Here is a 19,786-nt window from a genome sequence, read left to right as displayed (position 1 = left end):
CAGATTGACGGCTATAGGCAGCTGCCAATTTTACGAAACCCCGGCAGCTGCATAAAATGCCGATTCCATCGAATAACCACAGCAGAGTAATGAAGCGAATATTGAATTGTAAATGGGAACTTGCCGCACCCGTTTTTGGAGCATTGCTCACCATGGCCTTTGCGCCATACGATTATGCTTACGCCGCAATCGGCGCGTTAGCTTTTATTTACTGGGTTTGGCAGCGGCAGGCGCCGAACAGGGCTGCTCTTACTGGTTATTTGTTCGGTTTGGGCTTGTTCGGTTCGGGGATTTGGTGGACGTATATCAGTATTCATGATTTCGGCGGCGGCGACCCGTATAGCTCGATTGCGCTGACGGCTTTGCTGGTAGCGGTTTGGGCTTTATTTCCGGCCTTAACCGGCTGGTTTATTGCCAAAGCCTCAATCTGTTCCGGGGTCTGGCTACGTATCATGGCTGCCGCTATTGCGTGGGTAGCCGTCGAGTACTTTCGCGGTTATTGGTTGTTGAACGGTTTTCCCTGGCTGCAAATTGCTTACAGTCAATTATCTACGCCGTTGGCCGGTTACGCCCCACTGGCCGGAGTTTATGGGGTCGGGTTTTTGTTGGCTGCATCGGCTTTTTCCTTAGTCGAGTTATTGCGCGGCAAATTACCGCCTTTGCCGGGGCTGCTGGTTTTAGAGGTAATTTGGGCTGGCGGTGGCTATTTGCAAACGGTGGCGTGGACTCAAGCCACAGGCGCGCCGATCAAGGTCACCTTGGTGCAAGGCAATATTGGCCAGGATCAGAAGTGGCAGAAAAATCAGAAACTCAACACACTCAGGCTATATCAGGAACTTACCGAACAGCATTGGGATTCTGATGTAATCATCTGGCCGGAAACCTCGATTCCGGCCTTTCTGTCGCAAGTCAAAGAGTTCTACATCGATCCGCTACAAACTGCCGCGCAAGCGCATGGGGTTGACTTGGTGGTTGGGCTACCCAGCAGTGGGCAGGGCAAAGAGTATTACAACAGCGTTATGACCTTAGGCGACAAACAAGCCCTGTATCACAAAAATCACTTACTGCCGTTTGGCGAATATCTGCCGCTTCAGCCTTTATCGGGCTGGGTATTGGATAAATTGCAAATACCGCTGGGCGATTTCGCGGCCGGTGGCGACCGGCAAACGTTGTTGACGGCGGGCGGTCATGCGTTTGTCACTACTATCTGTTATGAAGATGCCTTCGGTGAATTGGTTGCCAGGCAAGTTGCGGATGCAGCTTATATCGTCAATATGACTAACGACGCTTGGTTCGGCGATTCCTCGCAGCCGCATCAACACATGCAAATGGCGCAAATGCGGGCGCTGGAAACCGGCCGCTACTTGGTGAGAGCGACTAATACCGGTGTGACCGGTTTTGTTGGTCCGGATGGCGTGTTACGTAAGCAAGCGCCTTTGTTTAGCACCACTACTTTAACCGACTATATAGTGCCGATGCGTGGTCTTACGCCTTACGTCATCTTGGGTGACAAAGGCTTTTTCGGGGTGTTGGCGGTATTGCTGCTGGTGACATATGTCCGGCATCGCCGGTTCGGTGTCAGTATTTCTAAGCAAGGCGTTGAAGCCGTTTAGAAATGTGGCGCTTGATTTAGAAAACATCCCTCATCAAAAGCACTTATGATCCCCAAGCACTGTAAATCCGTAATTCTGATAAGCACACTGATCTTGGCGGTCGGAACATCCCTGGCTGAACCGGTTTGGGAAACGCCGGCGTTCTGGTTGGAATCTGGGCAAAACCGCATCAAGGCGGCTGAGCAACTTAAAGCCAATCAAGGATTCGCCAAAAACGTGATTCTATTCGTTGGTGATGGTATGGGCATCTCGACCATTACCGCCGCGCGCATTTTGGAAGGGCAGCGCAAACCGGGTAATCGTGGCGGTGAGGAGAATTCATTGAGTTTCGAAACCGCGCCTTATGTGGCGCTATCGAAAACTTATAGCGCCAATCAACAAACCGCCGATTCAGCGCCGACCATGTCGGCCATTATTACCGGTGTGAAAACCAATGATGGCGAATTGTCGGTAGGCATGCAGGTGGCTCGCCAGGAAAAAAGTGCAGAGGTTATCAATACCTACAAGGTGAAAACCTTGCTGGAGCAAGCCGAGGAAAAAGGCCTATCGACTGGCGTGGTCTCTACTGCCCGAGTTACACATGCCACGCCGGCTGCTTGTTACGCCCACACCTCTGAACGCGATTGGGAGTCAGATACGCAAGTTCCCGCGGGCGCCACCGTGCGCGATATTGCTAAACAATTACTGGATTTCGAATACGGCAATGGCCTGGAAGTGGTGTTGGGTGGCGGGCGCAACATGTTTTTGCCCGAAACGACGCCGGATCCGGAAGATAGTGATAAGTTTGGTAGCCGCAAAGACGGTGTTGATTTGACCCTGCGTTGGTTAACCCAATATCCGAAAGCCGCCTATGTCTATAACAAAGCCGGCTTCGACGCGATAGACTCTAAGCAAACCGAGCATTTGCTGGGACTCTTCGAGCGTTCGCATATGGAATATGAGCATGATCGGCTTGGCGATAAGGGTGGGGAGCCGTCTTTGACCGAGATGACCGAAAAAGCCATAGATATATTGTCGAAAAATAAAAAAGGCTATGTGCTGATGGTGGAGGCGGGCCGTATCGATCATGCCCATCACGCCGGTAATGCCTATAGAGCCTTGACAGAAACAATCGAGCTATCCAATGCGGTACGCAAGGCGCTGGAAAAAACCAATCCTCAGGATACGTTAATCATCGTTACCGCCGACCATAGCCATACCTTTACTATCGTCGGCTATCCACAGCGCGGCAATCCTATTATGGGCTTGGTCAAACAAACCGGCGAGAACGGTTTTGCCAAAGACAGCAACGGTCTGCCATACGCGACGCTGGGATATGCCAATGGGCCGGGCTATCGAGGCCAAAACGGCCGCCCGGATCTAAGCGTTGTAGATACCTCGCATCCCGATTTTCTGCAGGAAGCCGCCGTCCCGCTAGGCAGCGAAACGCACGGCGCCGAAGATGTGGCCATTTTCGCGTTCGGTCCCAAGGCGCATTTATTTCATGGAGTACAAGAGCAAAGTTACATCTATCAAGTGATGGCGCATGCGTTGAGGTTTAAAGCCGGTCGGTAAAATCTCGCCAATCATGAGGACAGGATTTTCAGCGCACAGATAAGGCATTAAGACCGTGTACTTGTATTAAGCGTACGAGTCAAACTATACCGGCAAATTTAGAAATTCATGGCAAATTAGCGCGTGGCCGGATTTGCTTGGGCCACTAATAATGCAATCTTAATTCACACATAATCTAGATTTAAGGAAGCCTGATTAAAGTAACGACACACAAATCTAGCTTAGACGGTTATAAGGAAAAAATTATGGACAATATAAAAGCGATACCAATAGCTAACCATACCGACGGCAATTATTGCGACCACTCTACCTTGACGATGGAATTTGCCTACGGGTCGCCAACCGGGAGTTTTATCTGTATGGAATGCGGGAGACTGTTAACTAAATCGACCGCCCGACAGGCGGCGTTTGTCCCAAATAGCGTGCCAATAAAAACCACGCCGCCTTTAAGATTACCCGTATTTATAGTTTAGATACGTGTACGAGAAAACTACGGCCACAAAAAAGCCGGATATTGCTCCCGGCTCTGCTTGTCTAGTTGACAATTTAATGCGTTTTTGAAACCTAAGTATGTCCGTCTGACTGAATTAAATAAAATTATCTTCCGATCTCAACGTCACACCATGCCTCAATGGCGAATTCCGCCAATTCTTTGATTATTCCAAGTATGAATAACGCAAGACCATAAGTAAGTCCGGCGAGTATCAGCAGTGCAAGTATTTTCATAAGACCTCCCAAAAGCTATCGGCTGACTCGATTCTGCCAGCTTTTTGCTAAAACTCAACAGCGTTTTGGCCGCTCTCGTAGATGGCGTGCTTCCGAAAAATGGGACAAAATCATCCAAAACAAACTCTTGGTTCACTTTCTTAAAGTCAATTAAATTTTACAAATCTATTCATTTGAACTGCCATAGCTTGGTGGTGTCCCTACGCTTGTGCAACCAAACAATCTGTTCATCAGCCCAGCAGATTAGCCTTTGGCATTGGCGCATCAAGGTATGCGACAAAGATAAGCGATCTTTTCCGTTACTGACCAAAAATGTCAGGTGTCTGTCACTTATGGCAATACTGCGCTGACAAAAAATAGTCTTATCTACGCAGATCGTTCGAAGAGGCGAAGCTCATTCCTTGTTCAGGAAATGGTGCGTTATTTGCTTCGTATCTTTTGCCAAATGTTAGCGGCATACATTCCGGTACGACTGGTTACTCTTCTGAGCCGTGTTTGTAAGCTAACGAATTCAATTGCTTGTGGGGATTGAATAAGTATTTTGCCTCTATAGACAAGCTTCAGATTAAGGAATTACGATGAAAACTAAATTCGGTAAATCCAACTCGCTTAAAACCCGTAATGCTGGTTTTCAAGCAAACCCAATATATCTTTACGAAATTGACCTAAGAGTCCAAACAGCAAATTGGTTGAAGCAAGAGACTCAGCAATTGCAAAATAGATTGAGAAAATATCCGGTTGTATAACTTGGTAAACGCCCGATGTACGGCCCTTATCGGGTCAGTTACCGATTCTAAGGAATACTGTTGGCGGGATAATTTAGGCCGACAGTGAAACTATATAACCCGGCTAGAGCATGGGCACCAGATCCAACTCAAACATAATTGCGTCCTCGCGACCGTTTTTTGCAGGATAATAATTCCTACGGGTGCCGATTTCGCGAAAACCAGTTTTTCGATACAAATTGATGGCCCCAGGATTGCTGGGGCGCGCCTCGAGGAATATTTTTTCAGCGCGAGGCCGGGCGTATTCGATTAAGTGTTCCAACATTTTGCGGCCGGCTCCCTGGCGTTGAAAGACAGGATTGACGCTGATGTTCATAATGTGGGCTTCGCCAGCAGCTACATTGATGATGCAGTAACCTACGATGTTGTCATCTGGCGCCTCGCAAACCCAACTGGTGTAAGTCATGGTGCGGAAACAATCTTTAAATATCCCTTCCGACCAAGGAAATTCGTAATTTAACTCTTCTATCTTCAAGACGCTGGTTAAATCGGCGTGATCCATTTTACGCATCCGCATTAAGTCTTTGCTATCTACCGAATCGGGAAACACCTTAGCGTAAAACTCGCGGTCCGCATCGTAAATCACTGCATCTTTCAGTTTGTGTAACAGTTTCCACATGGTTTTATTTTTCTAGTTTTTGATAGACCGACAAAGCAAACTGCAAGTCGCTCCAGGCTTTAGCCTTTTCCAGTAACGAGCGCAATAGGTAAGCCGGGTGGTGAATGACAATCAGCGGAATATCATTTAATTGGTGCTGAACGCCGCGTAATTTTGCCAGAGGTTGTTGGGTGGTAAGCAAGCTTTGTGCGGCAATCCTGCCTACCGCCAAAATTATCTTCGGTTGTATCAATTCGATTTGCTGCTGTAGAAAGCGATTGCAGGCGGCGACTTCTTCGGCTTGCGGATCACGGTTATTCGGCGGCCGGCACTTCAATATATTGGCTATATAGGCTTCTTCCCGCTTTAAACCTATTGCCCGCAACATTTCGGTTAACAACTGACCGGCTTTGCCGACGAACGGTTCGCCTTGTAAATCTTCATTCTGCCCAGGCGCTTCACCAATCAACATCCAGCTTGCTTGTTTATTACCGACACCGAATACGGTTTGGGTGCGGGTTTGACAGAGCGAGCAGGCTTGGCACAAAGAAACCTCGTGTTGCAGGTCTCTCCATATTTGATCGTTGGCGTGTGATGATGGCGACGAAGCAGAACGTCGCGGAAGTTCGATATCAACGGTTTCGATGACGCTTGATGCCGTTTGCTCGGAAGGCTCAACTTCGTGGGCTGTAACAGAGGCAGCCGATACTACGTTTTCGATTGGACTTTGAGAATGAACGGCCGCTTGCGGAACAGCGATGGATAGACGCCTGGGTGCCCAGACGTCAATGCCCATCGCCTCCAAATACTGCAAACGGGTCGTTTTATCCATATCGGCTCAAAAATCAGACATCGCCTTTTTGCGGATGCTGACGTTGGTCGGGCGTTTGCAGTTTGTTAACCGCGTTAATGTAAGCCTTGGCCGAGGCGATAACGATGTCAGTGTCGGCTCCGGAGCCATTAACGATACGGCCGGCATTTTCCAGTCTGACTGTTACTTCACCTTGAGCATCCGTGCCGGTAGTGATGTTGTTAACAGAGTACAGCGCCAAAGTCGCGCCGGTTTTTACCAGGCTTTCTATGGCCTTCAAGCTGGCGTCCACTGCGCCGCCGCCTTGCCCGCTGCCGGTGACCTCCTTGCCGTCGACGCGTATCGTCACGGTCGCGTTAGGGACTTCACCGGTTTCGGAACAGACTTTTAACGCCACCAATTTGATATGTTCGTCTTCCGCTTCGAAGCCTTGCTCGGAAATTAAGGCTTGTAAGTCTTCGTCGAAAATATCGTGCTTTTTGTCGGCCAATTGTTTGAAGCGAAAAAACGCATCGTTCAAATCGGCTTCGCCGGCAAAGTCCACACCCAGCTCCGCCATGCGGGTTTTGAAGGCGTTGCGGCCGGAATGTTTGCCGAGCACCATTCGGTTGGTGGTCCAGCCTACATCTTCGGCTCGCATGATTTCGTAAGTCTCGCGGTTTTTCAATACGCCGTCTTGATGAATGCCGGATTCGTGGGCAAAGGCGTTCGCGCCGACGATGGCCTTGTTAGGTTGCACCGGAAAGCCGGTAATGGATGACACGAGCTTTGAGCAAGTGACTATCTCGCGCGCGTCCAAGCCGGTATCGCAAGTAAAGAAGTCTTGCCGCGTACGTACCGCCATCACCACTTCTTCCAAAGAAGCATTGCCGGCGCGTTCGCCCAAACCGTTAATGGTGCATTCCACCTGCCGAGCGCCGTTCATTACCGCGGACAAGGAATTGGCAACCGCCAAGCCCAAATCGTTATGGCAATGTACCGAGAAGATCGCCTTGTCCGAATTGGGTATGCGTTTGATCAAATTGGCGATAGTCGCGCCGAACTGCTGGGGCATGCTATAGCCGACCGTATCCGGGATATTAAGTGTCGTCGCTCCGGCATCGATTACCGCTTCGAGGATACGGCACAAGAAATCTTCTTCCGAACGGCCGGCATCTTCCGGGGAGAATTCGACGTTATCGGTATACTGGCGAGCGCGCTTTACCGCCCGAACCGCGTATTCGATTACCTGATCCGGCTGCATATTCAACTTCTTTTGCATATGGATCGGTGAAGTCGCGATAAAGGTATGGATGCGCGAGCTGTTCGCGCCTTTCAAGGCGTCGCCGGCTCTGTCGATGTCTTTGTCCAGCGCCCGCGCCAAACCGCAAACTGTGCTGTCTTTGATCGCATCCGCCACTGCTTGCACCGCTTCGAAATCGCCTTGGCTGGCGGCAGGGAACCCTGCTTCGATCACATCAACTTTCATCCGCTCCAGTGCCCGGGCAATACGGACTTTTTCATCGCGGGTCATCGAGGCGCCGGGGCTTTGCTCGCCATCGCGCAAAGTGGTGTCGAATATAATTAATTTATCTTTCATGAGAACTCCGTTCATGAAATGTTCGGCGCTAAGGCCGAGAAACAGAAAAGGGTTGTATTGTTTAAATGAGGATAGAGTGCGCCCCTCAGGGCAGCAATCTTAAAGACAGGCCGAACAACCGTCTGCCAATGGCTGGCATGAAAACTAAGTAACTATGAAATTCGTTTTTCTGATTGTTCATGGTTAGAAACTATACTTGATTGCCGACTGAGGCTCAAGTTTGCGATGCTGTGGCAGTAAGCTAGTTTACCTTTTGTTTCGATCCGGGATCTAAGCGGGTTATCGTTGTTCTTTAGAAAATAAACTCAATCCGCAGCTATAAAGAGCGTGCGCTAAAAACTTAATCTGCAGAAAGTGAATGCCGTATTGGAAACTAGCCAACATGGTTTTGACCGCTAGAAAGCCCTGGTTTTGATTGATGTATTCCCAGCTCAAATCTTGAGCAGATTGGATGTAGTTTAGCCTGATCAGTTTAGCTAGATCAGGTCTGACATTCCGCTTAATCAGTTGTTTTTTTATTTCCAGATTGGATAAGGAGTGATCCATCCGGCGGCGAGGCTGAGATGAGTATCCCTGGCCGGCGCTGCGTTGCAGGTACAAGCCTTCCGTCACTAATCCGCATCGGCCATTCAGTGCCGCGCGCAAAGCCCAATCGCAATCCCAAAGTAGGCAATCTTCCTGATATAAGCCGATTTGCATAACCTGTTCCCTGGTTGCCACTGGTCGTTGAAACGCCATAGGTACCCTTTTTAGCAAAGCTTTGAATAGGCGGTTTGCTTCAAATTCCAGCAGGGTTTCCGTAACTTGTGTTCCAGCCAGATCTGCCAATATTTTGTTCATGGCGTCAGTGTAGGATTCGTGCGTCCATTTTGAATTTGGACCAAACCAGGCGACGCTCATGAACAGCGTGTTAATTTCTGGGTGGTTTTGTAAAGTTGAAACAGCTTTTTCTAAATAAGTCGGCGCGTAAAGATCGTCGTCGTCCAGAAACGCAATATATTTGCCACAAGCGGCTTTGATGCCGGTGTTTTTTGCTGCTGCTCCCCCCAAAGAGCTTGGGTGCCGCAAAACTTTAACCGTCGTTCCAAATTTTTCCTGGAGCTGAGCGGGGCTTACCGGAGGGGTCGAGCAATCGTCAACGACAATGATCTCCCAATCCGCCAAGGTTTGATTGGCTACGCTGCTTATGGCTTCGTCCAAAAGATCGGGGCGGTTGTGGGTGGGTATGATAACGGTAACTAAGCAGCTCATGGCGTCGATTGGGCCGATTAAATTATAAAAGGTTTAACGGAGATATTGTGCTGCATAAGATGAATCAAATAAATGCTGGTAGTTCGGCTATTGTATCTTTAAGTTGATGATGGTGTCGCTTATTATGTTTAAGTAGTATCGTGCAGTGCGAATAAGATAAATAGGTTGTTGGAGCTGATCGGAATGCAGCGGTGCTTTGTTCGGGAAATTAAAACAGATAGGCATTAAAATAAATTAAACGGTTTTTTGAGGAAGCTTATTTTTGAGTAATTTTTAACAATAGTGCAGGCTTCTCGGAAGTTTATGTGCTGTTTTTTTGAAAGATATTCATTCATTAGTATGGATTCCTTAGCGGTAGAGTATGCTGCACCCTGCGGTCTCATGCTGTGTTGCACAGGGGTCGCATCGATAATCCCCATGGTTTTTCCCGATGCAATCACCTTTATTGGCCAAACAAGGTCATATCCCCAGCCCATTGGGCTTTCAAGATCAAACGGTAGTAATTCATTTACAATGGATTTATCCATGCTAAATAGCGGGCCAATTTCAACAAAATGTGTTTCGCGGGCATTCAGCCAAGGCCTGGAAACAACAAATGTATTATCAGCTGTACTGGTTCTCGTGCGGGCGGGTTGAGCCAAGCAAAAGTTTAAATGCTGTTGCCATCCTATAAAAGCATCGAGAAAGTTATCGTCAACAAAAATGTCGTCATCGGTAAAGACAATATAATCGTATTTGCTTATGTCAATTTCTTCTAGAAGTTCATTTAATATCGTAAATTTTGGTTTAAGCTCAAATAACTGCTTAACCAATACGTGGCTGGCATAGTTTTTATTTTCCGTTTCGTTGGATTTTGGAGAGTTTTTAGGATTCAATGATACCCAGATTTGATCAACGTCACATGCTATTGATTCATTAAACGCATTTATCAGGTGATTAAACGTGTTTTCTCTGTATTCTAAATATATTCCTAAAATTAGTACCTTGGGTTTATTTTTTGGGGGGTGTTGTATTTTTAGTGGCTTGTGATGAGTAGGGTACCGCATCAATAGCTGAGAAATTTTAATTTTTAAATAACCTTTAATTTCATTTAAATAGTTCACGAATAATTCCTTGGGCCGTCAGCTAGTTGCGAAATGCTATTCTTAAGGAGGTTGGCCGCACTCAGTTCCCAATTGGAGCAAGGAAGCTTATATTCTCATTGAATAAGATCTGCTGCGTTGTTTTGGATAGTCAGCATTTCGCATTATTTCGCCATTGCTGAATGGCAATTTTAAAATATTTTTCGCCTATGAATATCCCAATAAAAGCGTTTCAGACGCATGAAATAATGGGGGTAGAACAGAAATGTTTTGCAGCGGATTAACGGAGCAGAAATAAGCGTAAGCCAGTCTTCTAAGGCTTCAGGCCATAATAGTCCCAAACTTCTGACACCGCCTGGCGGCATCTCGATGCCTCGCTCGCGCTTAAATTCCTGCCAAATCTCTATGCCTTTATTGACGGGCTCAACTTGATCTATTTTTCGCGGTTTTTGTTCAAGCCATTCGTCCGGGTTTACGCAAGGTATCGAATCAATTACCGCCACTCCGGTTTCGCGCTCTTCATCGGTCAGAAGGTGTAAATACCACCAATCAGTTCCGAAGGCTATTAAGCCCGGGTCGTAAGTTGCCATAAAGCGATCCAGAATAGGCTTCGAGAACAATGGCACGCAGTTTTCCACGAAATTGGTAAGCCTCGCAAACCTGAAATGGTTTGCTTTTGTGACTTCATGGCTTATTTTGCCGACGCTCAAAAAACCAGGTTGTAGCAAGACGAGTTTGTAGCGTTCTAAAATGCGGAATAACTGGCTAATTTGGTTGGCGCTTAATTCTATATCGTCGTCAAGTACGAATATTGCCCGATAGGGGGTGAGTAACTCTCCCCAGCGGTTATATATATCATGTAGATTTGGGTATTTGCCGCCTTTTCGCTCGTTGTAAAAATCAGCAACGCTCCGGTGATAATCGCTTTCGCCTTCGTATTGAGTAACCCATAAGTCGAAATTTTTTTTGCCCGTGACCCATTTTTTTATATTGGATCGGTGACCTGCTGAGGTGTAAACCAGATAGGGTGACGACGTAACACCAATTTTTGGTGAGTTTCTATCATCTGATGCCATTGAAACCGCCTCTAATATTTCGTAATGCCACGTTATGAACTTTTTCGTTTTGGGTTGCGTTTCAGTTTGATGGCGTTAGTTTTCTCGGTAGCCACTGATGTCCTGCGGCAATGATAAGATAAAAATCCAATTGACAGGGTTAGCACGGTTTGCCGAGCCACATTGTTTTTCAGTTGCGTAATAGAAAATTCTTATTTCTGGTTATTCATCTTTCGATTGGTGTCAATAAGTAAATCGACAATGAGTATAGCTAGTTTCTAAGCGGATTCAAAAGCCCGGTTTCTGTCGTTTTGGGGCGCATGTCGAAACGCCAAAATCTCCGAGCAACATGCCATAAATGAGTCGATCAACTCTTGTTGTTGCTGTCGATAATACTGCTCTATTGCGGTCGGTATCTGATATTGAAAAAATAGCTCAAGGGTTTGCAACATGACCACAGAGTTTTGAATGTCACCCATGCGAGTTAACTGGCTTTTCAGCAGGCTTGAGTCCGGTTCAGCTAGGGTGGAATCAAGGCATTGCGTTGCCAAAAGCGTGTAGCGCAATTTCTTAACAGCGATGCGCAGATGATGAATGCTGGCAGGAATGGTGGGGTCCAGTGCTTCATAACGATTTATTACTAGCCCATAAATACCGTCAATAGCGCTTGGCAGGGTCTGTTTGAAATCGATGTCGGCGATGTATTTGCCGGCTTTTTTCAACTTGCGCCGCAACTTGGGTTGATACAGGCTGGCAATAAAGGAACGGTTTTCCAGCAGCAAACGCTGTTCGCAGTGATGCATGTGGGCTAAAAAAGGCTCTAGCTCGGGAAGTCTAGGCAGGGTCTTGGCCGCCTCGAACAGCATGACTTGCGTGTCTCGTAATTCGTCGAAACCGTCGAGCTGCTTTTTCAGAGCTTTGCGAATGCTTAGTAATGAGGGTTGTGGCCCCAGGGCATGCAGTAATTCTATCAACGCCAACAAGCGCCGGGTGTTGACGCGTAATTCGTGGACGTTATCTTCGCTGGCGGTTTGGCGGCAGGCTTTCAAGCGTTTGCGATATTGGCGCCAGTGTATTTCCAAGGCGTCGAGCAACAGTTTGCCGCCGGTATTTCGCATCCGTTAACTTTTACGACTTTGCAGCTTACGTTTGCGCAAAACCAAGGTAACTATAGGGCCGGATATGGCATAGCCGACCGATAGCAGGAACAGCATTCGCTGTGGTTGCGCCATTATGAAGCTGATAACCAGCATCGCGATAATGGCAACGATGAATGGCACTTTGTTTTTAAAGTCGATTTCCTTGAAACTGGAATAACGGAAGTTGCTGACCATCAGCAAACCGGTAGTGATGGTGGTCAGCAATACCAGATACTTGATGTTTTCCACGTCATAACCGTTTTCCACACAGAACCATAAACCGCCGGCCAAAATTGCCGCGGCTGCCGGGCTGGGTAGGCCTTGAAAATAGCGTTTGTCGGCCACTTCCACTTGCGTGTTGAAACGCGCCAAACGTAACGCTCCACCGGCCATATGCACAAATGCGGCGAACAAGCCTGCTTGGCCCATGGTGGACAGGGTCCACAAATACATGACAATAGCTGGAGCGACGCCAAACGAAACCATATCGGACAAGCTGTCGTACTGCACGCCAAACTCGCTCTGCGTGTTGGTTAATCGAGCAACGCGGCCGTCCAGGCCATCCAGAACCATCGCAATGAACATGGCAATCGCCGCGGTTTCGAAGCGGCCGTTAATCGCCGAGGTGATTGCATAAAACCCGGCAAACATGGCGCCCGTGGTGAACAGATTGGGCAGTAAGTAAATGCCACGATGACGCGTAAGCGGCTGCTTCTTGATCATAATGTGTCTACAAAGGTTGAAAAGTTGGCGGCATTGTACATGCTGAATATGACAGATGCTTAACTAATATGGTCGGTTGCGTGGGTATGAGAGATGGCTTGTGATTATTGAGATTGTAGCCCGTATGCCGCGCAGCAAAATACGCGGTGATGCATTGTCACGATTGATAACTTTTGATTTTCAACCTGGATTTTCGCTGCGCTTCATCTAGGCTACGCTGGCTGTCAGGTTCACTGAAAGGTTAGGCCAATTTCTGGGGCGGGAAGTCTTCATATGACTTTGGAAAATAGCCCCAGATTCGTGCGACATCCCCCTTTACCTCATAATCAAAGCCGATGCTGGAAAGTTTTGAAGCAATCTCAGTGCTGTGATCAATAATCATGGGCGGCATTAAATGCCCCATGAATTCATGCTGATGCAGCCCAATATCAAACCACTCTACGCCAACAAATGGAAATGGCAGATGGTAATGCCACTCGGAATCCCATTCGGAGATATGACCGTTTATCCACTTGCTCCTATACGAAGGCCGCCAGCCCGACTTTTGCCGAAAGTAATCGATTAGTTCATTCCACTTTGTGTCATTGGCAAGTGCGCCAAAATACTTGTATTTAGCTTGGAGAATGATCTTGTCTCGGTCAGAACACAAGTGGTGTTGCTGCGGCGTCTGGAAGTTCGCGCATCGAATTGGCCTACCGTAATGTTAATCGGCGCGGCGCTGTTTGCCGCGTCCGGTGGAATGAAGTGCTATATGCATGCTAACCAAATAATTAACTGCCACGGCTGCTGTTCATTTTCATTTGCTTCAAAACTTCCACAAAACCAAAGCCTGTGGCACGCTGTCCTGCAAGCCTTTAATGCCGTATTTGTTATGCCAATACTGGTATTCGAGGCCAATATACAGATGGTCGCTATCACCCCATAAGTCGCCGATGTCCAATCTAAGTTGCGGCTGTGCCAGGGCTTGGCGGGCGGCGGAGTGGTTATGGCCGATGAAGTCGGCGAAGCCTTCGAAGCTCCATTTTGTGCCGGCGATTTCGAACGGCAGTTTCCACACCGGGGTAATCTGCCAGGAAGTGCCGATATCGGCGGTTTCGGTGACGCGCTGCCGTAAAAAGTCGACGTTGAAATAGTCGAAGCCCGGTAGGTCAAAATCAACGGTCACGCCATAAAGCCAGGCGCGAAAGCCGCTGCGCGAGCTGTTCATGTTTTCCCCGAGGTTGACGCCGGCGGTTACGCCGAAATCTTTGAAAATGCCGTAAGCCAAGTCAAGGCCGCTGATTTTACCGAGGCTGAAGGTGCTATAGGCTTCGCCGTAGAGATTGGTTTGTGCGGCTTGGCCGGATTCGGTAAACAGAGTGTCCATAAAGAAGAAGTTGCGGCCGTAAGCCCAGCCGTGGGCGTGGGTGACGGTGATAATGGACTGGCTGACGTCGTTGGAGTTGAACGGTTGCTGGTAGTTGCCGCCGTGCAGATATTGGATCTCGCTGTTATGCCATTGCATGAAATCAGCGGGGCAGGGCTGGGCCAAGATTGCGGAGATGATACCGAGATAAAAAGAGTTGAAGCAAGAATGATCGGACATTTGGCAAAATCCAGCGGGCAAAAAAAAGCCCATCGTGTAGATGGGCTTTAATCCTAGCCGATAAGCTTAGTTTTTGCTTTTATCGACGATTTGGTTGGCCTTGATCCAAGGCATCATGCCCCGCAACTTGGCACCAACGACTTCGATAGGATGCTCTGCATTCAGGCGGCGTCTGGCAGTCATCTCTGGGTAGCCGGTTTGGCCTTCCAGAATGAATTGCTTGGCGTATTTACCTTGTTGAATGTCTTCCAGGGCTTGTTTCATCGCCCAACGGCTTTCTTCGTTGATCACTTTCGGGCCGGTGACGTATTCGCCGTACTCGGCATTGTTGGAGATCGAGTAGTTCATGTTGGCAATGCCGCCTTCGTACATCAAATCCACAATCAGTTTCAATTCGTGCAGGCACTCAAAGTAAGCCATTTCAGGTGGATAGCCCGCTTCGGTCAAGGTTTCGAAACCGGCTTTTACCAGTTCCACCGCGCCGCCACACAATACTGCTTGTTCGCCGAACAAATCGGTTTCGGTTTCGTCGCGGAACGTAGTTTCGATGATGCCGGAACGGCCACCACCAATTGCGGATGCGTATGACAAGCAGATGGCTTTAGCCATGCCGGACGCGTCTTGGTGAATCGCGATCAAGTCAGGAATGCCACCGCCTTTAACAAACTCAGAACGCACGGTGTGACCAGGTGCTTTCGGCGCAATCATGATCACGTCCAGGTCTTTGCGGGGCACGACTTGGTTGTACAGAATCGCAAAACCGTGAGCGAAAGCCAAAGCGGCGCCTTGTTTGATATTAGGTTCGATTTCTTCTTTGTACAGTTTGGATTGGAATTCGTCCGGGGTCAGAATCATCACCACGTCGGCGCCGGCGATGGCTTCCGGTACGTCTTTTACTGTCAAGCCACTGGCTTGGGCTTTAGCGACGGATGCCGAATTGGCGCGCAAGCCGACAACGACGTCAACGCCTGAGTCTTTCAGGTTGTTGGCGTGTGCGTGGCCTTGTGAGCCGTAGCCGATGATCGCTACTTTTTTGCTTCTGATAACAGAAAGGTCGGCGTCTTTATCGTAATAAACTTGCATAGGTTTTCTCGTTGCTGGGTAAATAATAAATGTTACAGGTGTAAGCCTTTCTCGCCACGGGAGATGCCGGTCGGACCGGAGCGCACCACTTCAATGATGCTGCCTTCTTCAAAACCGTGGATAAACGCATCCAGTTTGCTGGATTGGCCGGTCATTTCCACCACGTAGCTGTTGGCGGTGACGTCGATAATTTTGCCGCGGAAAATGTCCACCATACGCTTTACCTCTTCGCGGGTATCGTGGCTGGTTTTAATTTTTACCAGCATCAACTCGCGCTCGATATGCGCGGATTCCGCCAAGTCGATCAATTTCACCACGTCAATCAACTTGTTCAGTTGTTTGGTGATTTGCTCGATGATCTCGTCGCTACCGCTGGTGACCAAGGTCATCCGCGACAGGCTGGAATCTTCGGTGGGCGCCACAGTCAACGATTCGATGTTGTAGCCGCGTGCGGAAAACAAGCCCGCAACGCGCGACAAAGCACCGGATTCGTTTTCAATCAGGATTGAAATGATGTGTCTCATTTATGACAACTCCCTGTCTACCGGAGTGCCGGGCGCGACGCGCAATTTCATGTCGTGATGGCCTTTGCCTGCTTCTATCATGGGGTAAACGTTTTCGGTGCGATCAGTGATGAAATCCAGGAATACGGTTCTATCCTTCAACGCGAAGGCTTCTTCCAGAGCGCCACGCACGTCTTCGGGCTTCTCGATCAACATGCCGACGTGACCGTAAGCCTCTGCCAATTTAACGAAGTCGGGGATAGTATCCATGTATGACTGCGAATACCGGCTTTGATAAGAGAACTCCTGCCATTGTCTCACCATACCCATGTAGCGGTTGTTCAGGTTGATGATTTTCACCGGCGCGTTGTATTGCAGGGCAGTAGATAGCTCTTGGATACACATCTGGATGCTGGCTTCGCCGGTAATACAGGCGACATTGGCTTCCGGAAACGCCAGTTTCACGCCGATCGCGGCAGGTAAGCCAAAGCCCATCGTGCCCAAACCGCCGGAGTTGATCCAACGCCGAGGCTTGTCGAAGTGGTAGTACTGCGCGGCATACATTTGGTGCTGACCGACGTCGGAGGTGACAAAAGCTTCGCCGCCAGTAACTTGATACAACTGCTCCACGACATATTGCGGCTTGATGACGCTGCTGGTGCGGTCATAATCCAGGCAATGCACATCCCGCCAACTGCCTATCAATTGCCACCAGGATTCAAGTGCTGATTTGGACGGCTTAGTTTTGCTGTCTTTGATCAGTTCTATCATCTGCTCCAAGACCGGTTTGACTTCGCCGACAATCGGCACGTCGACTTTAACGGTTTTGGAAATCGAGGCCGGATCAACGTCGATATGGATGATCTTGGCGTACGGGCAAAACTCAGCCAGTTTGCCGGTGACCCGGTCGTCAAAGCGCGCGCCGACCGCGAGGATCACATCGCTTTCGTGCATCGCCATGTTAGCTTCGTAAGTACCGTGCATACCCAACATGCCGACGAACTGTTTGTCGGTAGCCGGATAACCGCCCAAACCCATCAGGGTGTTGGTGATCGGATAACCCAGTAATTGGGTCAATTCGGTCAGTTCTTTATGGGCTTCACCGAGAATCACACCGCCGCCGGAATAAATCATCGGCCGCTGCGCGGTCAGCAACATATCTACCGCGCGTTTGATCTGGCCCTTGTGGCCGCTTACCACCGGGTTATAAGAACGCATGCTGATCTTTTTCGGGTACTTATAAGGTACCTTAATGTTCGGATCGGTCATGTCCTTAGGCACGTCGACCAATACCGGGCCAGGTCGGCCGGTGGTTGCGACGTAAAAAGCCTTCTTCATGGTTTCGGCCAAATCGTTGACATCCTTGACCAAGAAGTTGTGCTTAACGCAGGGCCGGGTAATACCCACCGTATCGACTTCCTGGAACGCGTCGCTGCCTATGACTGGCGAGGGCACTTGGCCCGAGATAATCACCATCGGAATCGAATCCATATACGCGGTGGCAATGCCGGTGACAGCATTCGTTGCGCCTGGCCCCGAGGTAACCAGCACCACGCCGGGTTTGCCGGTGGCGCGCGCATAAGCGTCAGCCGCGTGGGCCGCCGCTTGTTCGTGGCGGACCAGGATATGTTTCACTTCGTCTTGATGGAAAATGGCATCATAGATGTGCAAAACAGAGCCACCCGGATAGCCAAATACAAATTCGACACCTTCATCTTTAAGACATTGGACAAGAATATGTCCGCCACTGAGTTCCAATTTTACGTCCTCAAAAAACTAATCGATCGGGGAAATGCAGATTTTACAAAAAAGGTTGGATAAGCTACTGTTTTTGACCGTGTTCGTCAAGGAAAACCAAGGGTTTCACTTGGGTTTTCTTGCCTACAGATTGGTTTTCCCGCTAGAAATTCGGTCAAATTTATAAATTGCCGCAGCGGGACAGCTGTATTGTTTAAGAGTTTACGCCACGGCAACGAGTGGCGAGCACATAAAGGATATTCAAACTGGATTACCGTACTCTCGATTTGCTCAAACAAAATCATCCGGCGTGGCGGCTTCTTAATTCACCGCACGCGCCATTGGTTGCCGGCTTCTTGAACCGGGTGTTTGTCGTCCCAAACCAGCGCTTGATCGCCCAGGCTGATCTTGCCGAGGCCTTGGAAGACGAATTATTCGGCCTGCGAGAGCAATTCGGTAACGACATCTTTCCGAAATCGGCGCTGGACTACCTCAACGATTGGGCCGGCAACGACAAAGGCTGGCTGCGCAAATTTTACCGCCAAGGCTCGGACGAACCCTATTTCGACCTGACCCCGGCTACCGAAAAAGCCATCGCCTGGCTGGGCAGCCTGACCGAACGCGCCTTCGTCGGCACCGAGTCGCGCTTATTAACCTTGTTCGAACTGCTCAAACAAATCAGCGCAGGCAGCGAAACCAATCCCGAGACCCGCATCGCCGAACTGCGCAAGCGTCGCACCGACATCGACGCCGAAATCGCCAGAGTCGAAGCCGGCGAACTGGCCGTGCTGGACGACACCGCCTTGAAAGACCGCTTTCTGCAATTTACCGCGCTAGCCCGCGAACTGCTCGGCGACTTTCGTGAAGTCGAACATAACTTTCGCGGTCTGGACCGGCGCGTGCGCGAGCGCATCGCCTTGTGGGAAGGCGGCAAGGGCGAATTGCTGCAAGACATCATGGGCGAACGCGACGCCATCGCCGATTCCGACCAAGGCCGCAGCTTCCGTGCATTCTGGGATTTTCTGATGTCCAGCCGCCGCCAGGAGGAGTTGTCGGCCTTGCTGGAAAAAGTGCTGGCCTTGCAGCCGGTGGCCGAACTGCGCCCCGAAGCCCGCCTGCGCCGCGTGCATTACGACTGGCTGGAAGCCGGCGAACACACCCAGCGCACCGTCGCCGAACTCAGCCGGCAACTGCGCCGCTTCCTCGACGACCAGGCCTGGCTGGAAAACCGCCGCATCATGGAAATCTTGCACGGCATCGAAGCCAAGGCCGTGGCTCTGCGCGACAACCAGCCGGCCGGCGAAGTGATGACTATCGCCGAAGCCGCTGCCGACATCGAACTGCCGATGGAGCGGCCGCTACATACGCCGACCGTCAAGCCGCGCATCGCCAGCCTGATCCCGGAAACCGGCGACGACGACCTGGACGCCACCGCGCTATTCTCGCAAATCGTCATCGACAAGACCCAACTGGCCCGCCACATCCGCCACGCCCTGCAAGACAAACCGCAAATCACTCTGGCTGAACTCTGCCGCAGCCGCCCGCTGCAACACGGCTTGGCGGAACTCGTCGCCTATCTACAACTCGGCGGCGACAGCTTCAAGACCACCGTCGACGAAACCACCGAAGACATCATCGCCTGGCAAACAGCCGACGGCGAAGGGCAGGAAGTGAGCAAACAGGCGCGCTTGCCGAGGGTGATTTTTGTCAGGTGACGCGAGCGGCGCAAGATGTTCTCATCGAACACGAGGGGCGAAAATCTTTCCAAAATTTAGGCATATGCTAGGATAGGTGTTGCATATATGCTGGCAATTAGAGTGGTTGTAGACACAAATGTCTTGGTTGCCGGCTTGAGCGGCGGTAAAGGACCAAATCGAGGAGTTCTTCGCCGCTACCTCCAAGGCGATTTGCAGTCATCTAGTCCGCTTCGAACTCTCCGCAGGCATGCTGAAACTAGTCGGC

Annotated in this window: 18 protein-coding genes; 4 read left to right on the top strand and 14 right to left on the bottom strand. The window is 49.7% G+C overall.

The genetic code is table 11. From position 1 onward, the window contains the following. Positions 1–56 precede the first annotated feature (56 nt). Together lnt and EBB_RS14515 are read left to right on the top strand one after the other, a co-directional pair. On the top strand, positions 57–1,613 hold the full coding sequence (gene lnt / locus EBB_RS14520) for an apolipoprotein N-acyltransferase (RefSeq protein ID WP_306790007.1): 1,557 nt from the start codon (positions 57–59) through the stop codon (positions 1,611–1,613). A gap of 93 nt (positions 1,614–1,706) precedes the next feature. Continuing rightward, a complete protein-coding gene (locus EBB_RS14515) occupies positions 1,707–3,167 on the top strand; it encodes an alkaline phosphatase (RefSeq protein WP_306790006.1) in 1,461 nt (486 codons plus the stop codon). Between the two features lie 597 nt (positions 3,168–3,764). Here the strand turns inward: EBB_RS14515 and EBB_RS26500 are convergent. Continuing rightward, positions 3,765–3,893 carry a hypothetical protein gene (locus tag EBB_RS26500; RefSeq protein WP_306790073.1) on the bottom strand — a complete coding sequence of 43 codons (129 nt, stop codon included), beginning with the start codon at positions 3,891–3,893 and terminating at the stop codon, positions 3,765–3,767. Positions 3,894–4,471: 578 nt separating this feature from the next. Between EBB_RS26500 and EBB_RS14510 the strand changes: the two genes are divergently transcribed. Beyond that, positions 4,472–4,639: a hypothetical protein gene (locus EBB_RS14510; protein WP_192394491.1), complete on the top strand. Its 168-nt coding sequence runs from the start codon at positions 4,472–4,474 to the stop codon at positions 4,637–4,639. Between the two features lie 103 nt (positions 4,640–4,742). On the opposite strand, the gene rimI is transcribed toward EBB_RS14510, so the two are convergent. From rimI to EBB_RS14445, 13 genes are all read right to left on the bottom strand, one after another. Further along, on the bottom strand, positions 4,743–5,297 hold the full coding sequence (rimI, locus tag EBB_RS14505; protein ID WP_192394490.1) for a ribosomal protein S18-alanine N-acetyltransferase: 555 nt from the start codon (positions 5,295–5,297) through the stop codon (positions 4,743–4,745). A gap of 4 nt (positions 5,298–5,301) precedes the next feature. Beyond that, positions 5,302–6,108: a uracil-DNA glycosylase gene (locus EBB_RS14500; protein WP_192394489.1), complete on the bottom strand. Its 807-nt coding sequence runs from the start codon at positions 6,106–6,108 to the stop codon at positions 5,302–5,304. 13 nt (positions 6,109–6,121) lie between these two features. Beyond that, on the bottom strand, positions 6,122–7,666 hold the full coding sequence (locus tag EBB_RS14495) for a 2-isopropylmalate synthase (RefSeq protein WP_192394488.1): 1,545 nt from the start codon (positions 7,664–7,666) through the stop codon (positions 6,122–6,124). A 279-nt stretch (positions 7,667–7,945) separates the two neighbouring features. After that, positions 7,946–8,917: a glycosyltransferase family 2 protein gene (locus EBB_RS14490; protein WP_192394487.1), complete on the bottom strand. Its 972-nt coding sequence runs from the start codon at positions 8,915–8,917 to the stop codon at positions 7,946–7,948. 224 nt (positions 8,918–9,141) lie between these two features. After that, positions 9,142–10,020, bottom strand: a complete 879-nt coding sequence (locus EBB_RS14485; RefSeq protein WP_192394486.1) for a glycosyltransferase family protein — start codon at positions 10,018–10,020, stop codon at positions 9,142–9,144. Positions 10,021–10,190: 170 nt separating this feature from the next. Further along, on the bottom strand, positions 10,191–11,075 hold the full coding sequence (locus EBB_RS14480) for a hypothetical protein (protein ID WP_192394485.1): 885 nt from the start codon (positions 11,073–11,075) through the stop codon (positions 10,191–10,193). Positions 11,076–11,332: 257 nt separating this feature from the next. Further along, entirely contained in the window at positions 11,333–12,172 is an 840-nt protein-coding gene (locus EBB_RS14475) for a CHAD domain-containing protein (protein ID WP_192394484.1), read from the bottom strand. Between the two features lie 3 nt (positions 12,173–12,175). Then, entirely contained in the window at positions 12,176–12,916 is a 741-nt protein-coding gene (gene pssA / locus EBB_RS14470) for a CDP-diacylglycerol--serine O-phosphatidyltransferase (RefSeq protein ID WP_033158857.1), read from the bottom strand. Positions 12,917–13,157: 241 nt separating this feature from the next. Next, entirely contained in the window at positions 13,158–13,565 is a 408-nt protein-coding gene (locus tag EBB_RS14465; RefSeq protein ID WP_192394483.1) for a DUF6678 family protein, read from the bottom strand. Positions 13,566–13,721: 156 nt separating this feature from the next. Further along, positions 13,722–14,501, bottom strand: coding sequence for an outer membrane protein OmpK (locus tag EBB_RS14460; RefSeq protein WP_225587453.1), 780 nt, complete (start codon positions 14,499–14,501; stop codon positions 13,722–13,724). A gap of 66 nt (positions 14,502–14,567) precedes the next feature. Then, a complete protein-coding gene (ilvC, locus tag EBB_RS14455) occupies positions 14,568–15,584 on the bottom strand; it encodes a ketol-acid reductoisomerase (protein WP_192394481.1) in 1,017 nt (338 codons plus the stop codon). A 32-nt stretch (positions 15,585–15,616) separates the two neighbouring features. Next, complete coding sequence (ilvN, locus tag EBB_RS14450) at positions 15,617–16,108, bottom strand: acetolactate synthase small subunit (RefSeq protein WP_101051816.1); 492 nt, start codon at positions 16,106–16,108, stop codon at positions 15,617–15,619. Then, positions 16,109–17,845 carry an acetolactate synthase 3 large subunit gene (locus tag EBB_RS14445; protein ID WP_192394480.1) on the bottom strand — a complete coding sequence of 579 codons (1,737 nt, stop codon included), beginning with the start codon at positions 17,843–17,845 and terminating at the stop codon, positions 16,109–16,111. Between the two features lie 266 nt (positions 17,846–18,111). Between EBB_RS14445 and EBB_RS14440 the strand changes: the two genes are divergently transcribed. Further along, positions 18,112–19,539, top strand: a complete 1,428-nt coding sequence (locus EBB_RS14440) for a DUF3375 domain-containing protein (protein WP_225587452.1) — start codon at positions 18,112–18,114, stop codon at positions 19,537–19,539. Positions 19,540–19,786: the final 247 nt, after the last annotated feature.

Origin of the sequence: Methylomonas fluvii (assembly GCF_014850975.1) — a bacterium.
GTDB lineage: Bacteria > Pseudomonadota > Gammaproteobacteria > Methylococcales > Methylomonadaceae > Methylomonas > Methylomonas fluvii.
This window is presented reverse-complemented; position numbering and strand designations above follow the sequence as displayed.

What these genes read in the sequence shown, in the direction of transcription:
- EBB_RS14475 (WP_192394484.1), bottom strand. Translation starts at nt 12,172, where the DNA reads ATGCGAAATACCGGCGGCAAACTGTTGCTCGACGCCTTGGAAATACAC.
- EBB_RS14480 (WP_192394485.1), bottom strand. Translation starts at nt 11,075, where the DNA reads ATGGCATCAGATGATAGAAACTCACCAAAAATTGGTGTTACGTCGTCA.
- EBB_RS14500 (WP_192394489.1), bottom strand. Translation starts at nt 6,108, where the DNA reads ATGGATAAAACGACCCGTTTGCAGTATTTGGAGGCGATGGGCATTGAC.
- pssA (WP_033158857.1), bottom strand. Translation starts at nt 12,916, where the DNA reads ATGATCAAGAAGCAGCCGCTTACGCGTCATCGTGGCATTTACTTACTG.
- EBB_RS26500 (WP_306790073.1), bottom strand. Translation starts at nt 3,893, where the DNA reads ATGAAAATACTTGCACTGCTGATACTCGCCGGACTTACTTATGGTCTT.
- EBB_RS14460 (WP_225587453.1), bottom strand. Translation starts at nt 14,501, where the DNA reads ATGTCCGATCATTCTTGCTTCAACTCTTTTTATCTCGGTATCATCTCC.
- ilvN (WP_101051816.1), bottom strand. Translation starts at nt 16,108, where the DNA reads ATGAGACACATCATTTCAATCCTGATTGAAAACGAATCCGGTGCTTTG.
- EBB_RS14510 (WP_192394491.1), top strand. Translation starts at nt 4,472, where the DNA reads ATGAAAACTAAATTCGGTAAATCCAACTCGCTTAAAACCCGTAATGCT.
- EBB_RS14495 (WP_192394488.1), bottom strand. Translation starts at nt 7,666, where the DNA reads ATGAAAGATAAATTAATTATATTCGACACCACTTTGCGCGATGGCGAG.
- EBB_RS14490 (WP_192394487.1), bottom strand. Translation starts at nt 8,917, where the DNA reads ATGAGCTGCTTAGTTACCGTTATCATACCCACCCACAACCGCCCCGAT.
- lnt (WP_306790007.1), top strand. Translation starts at nt 57, where the DNA reads ATGCCGATTCCATCGAATAACCACAGCAGAGTAATGAAGCGAATATTG.
- ilvC (WP_192394481.1), bottom strand. Translation starts at nt 15,584, where the DNA reads ATGCAAGTTTATTACGATAAAGACGCCGACCTTTCTGTTATCAGAAGC.
- rimI (WP_192394490.1), bottom strand. Translation starts at nt 5,297, where the DNA reads ATGTGGAAACTGTTACACAAACTGAAAGATGCAGTGATTTACGATGCG.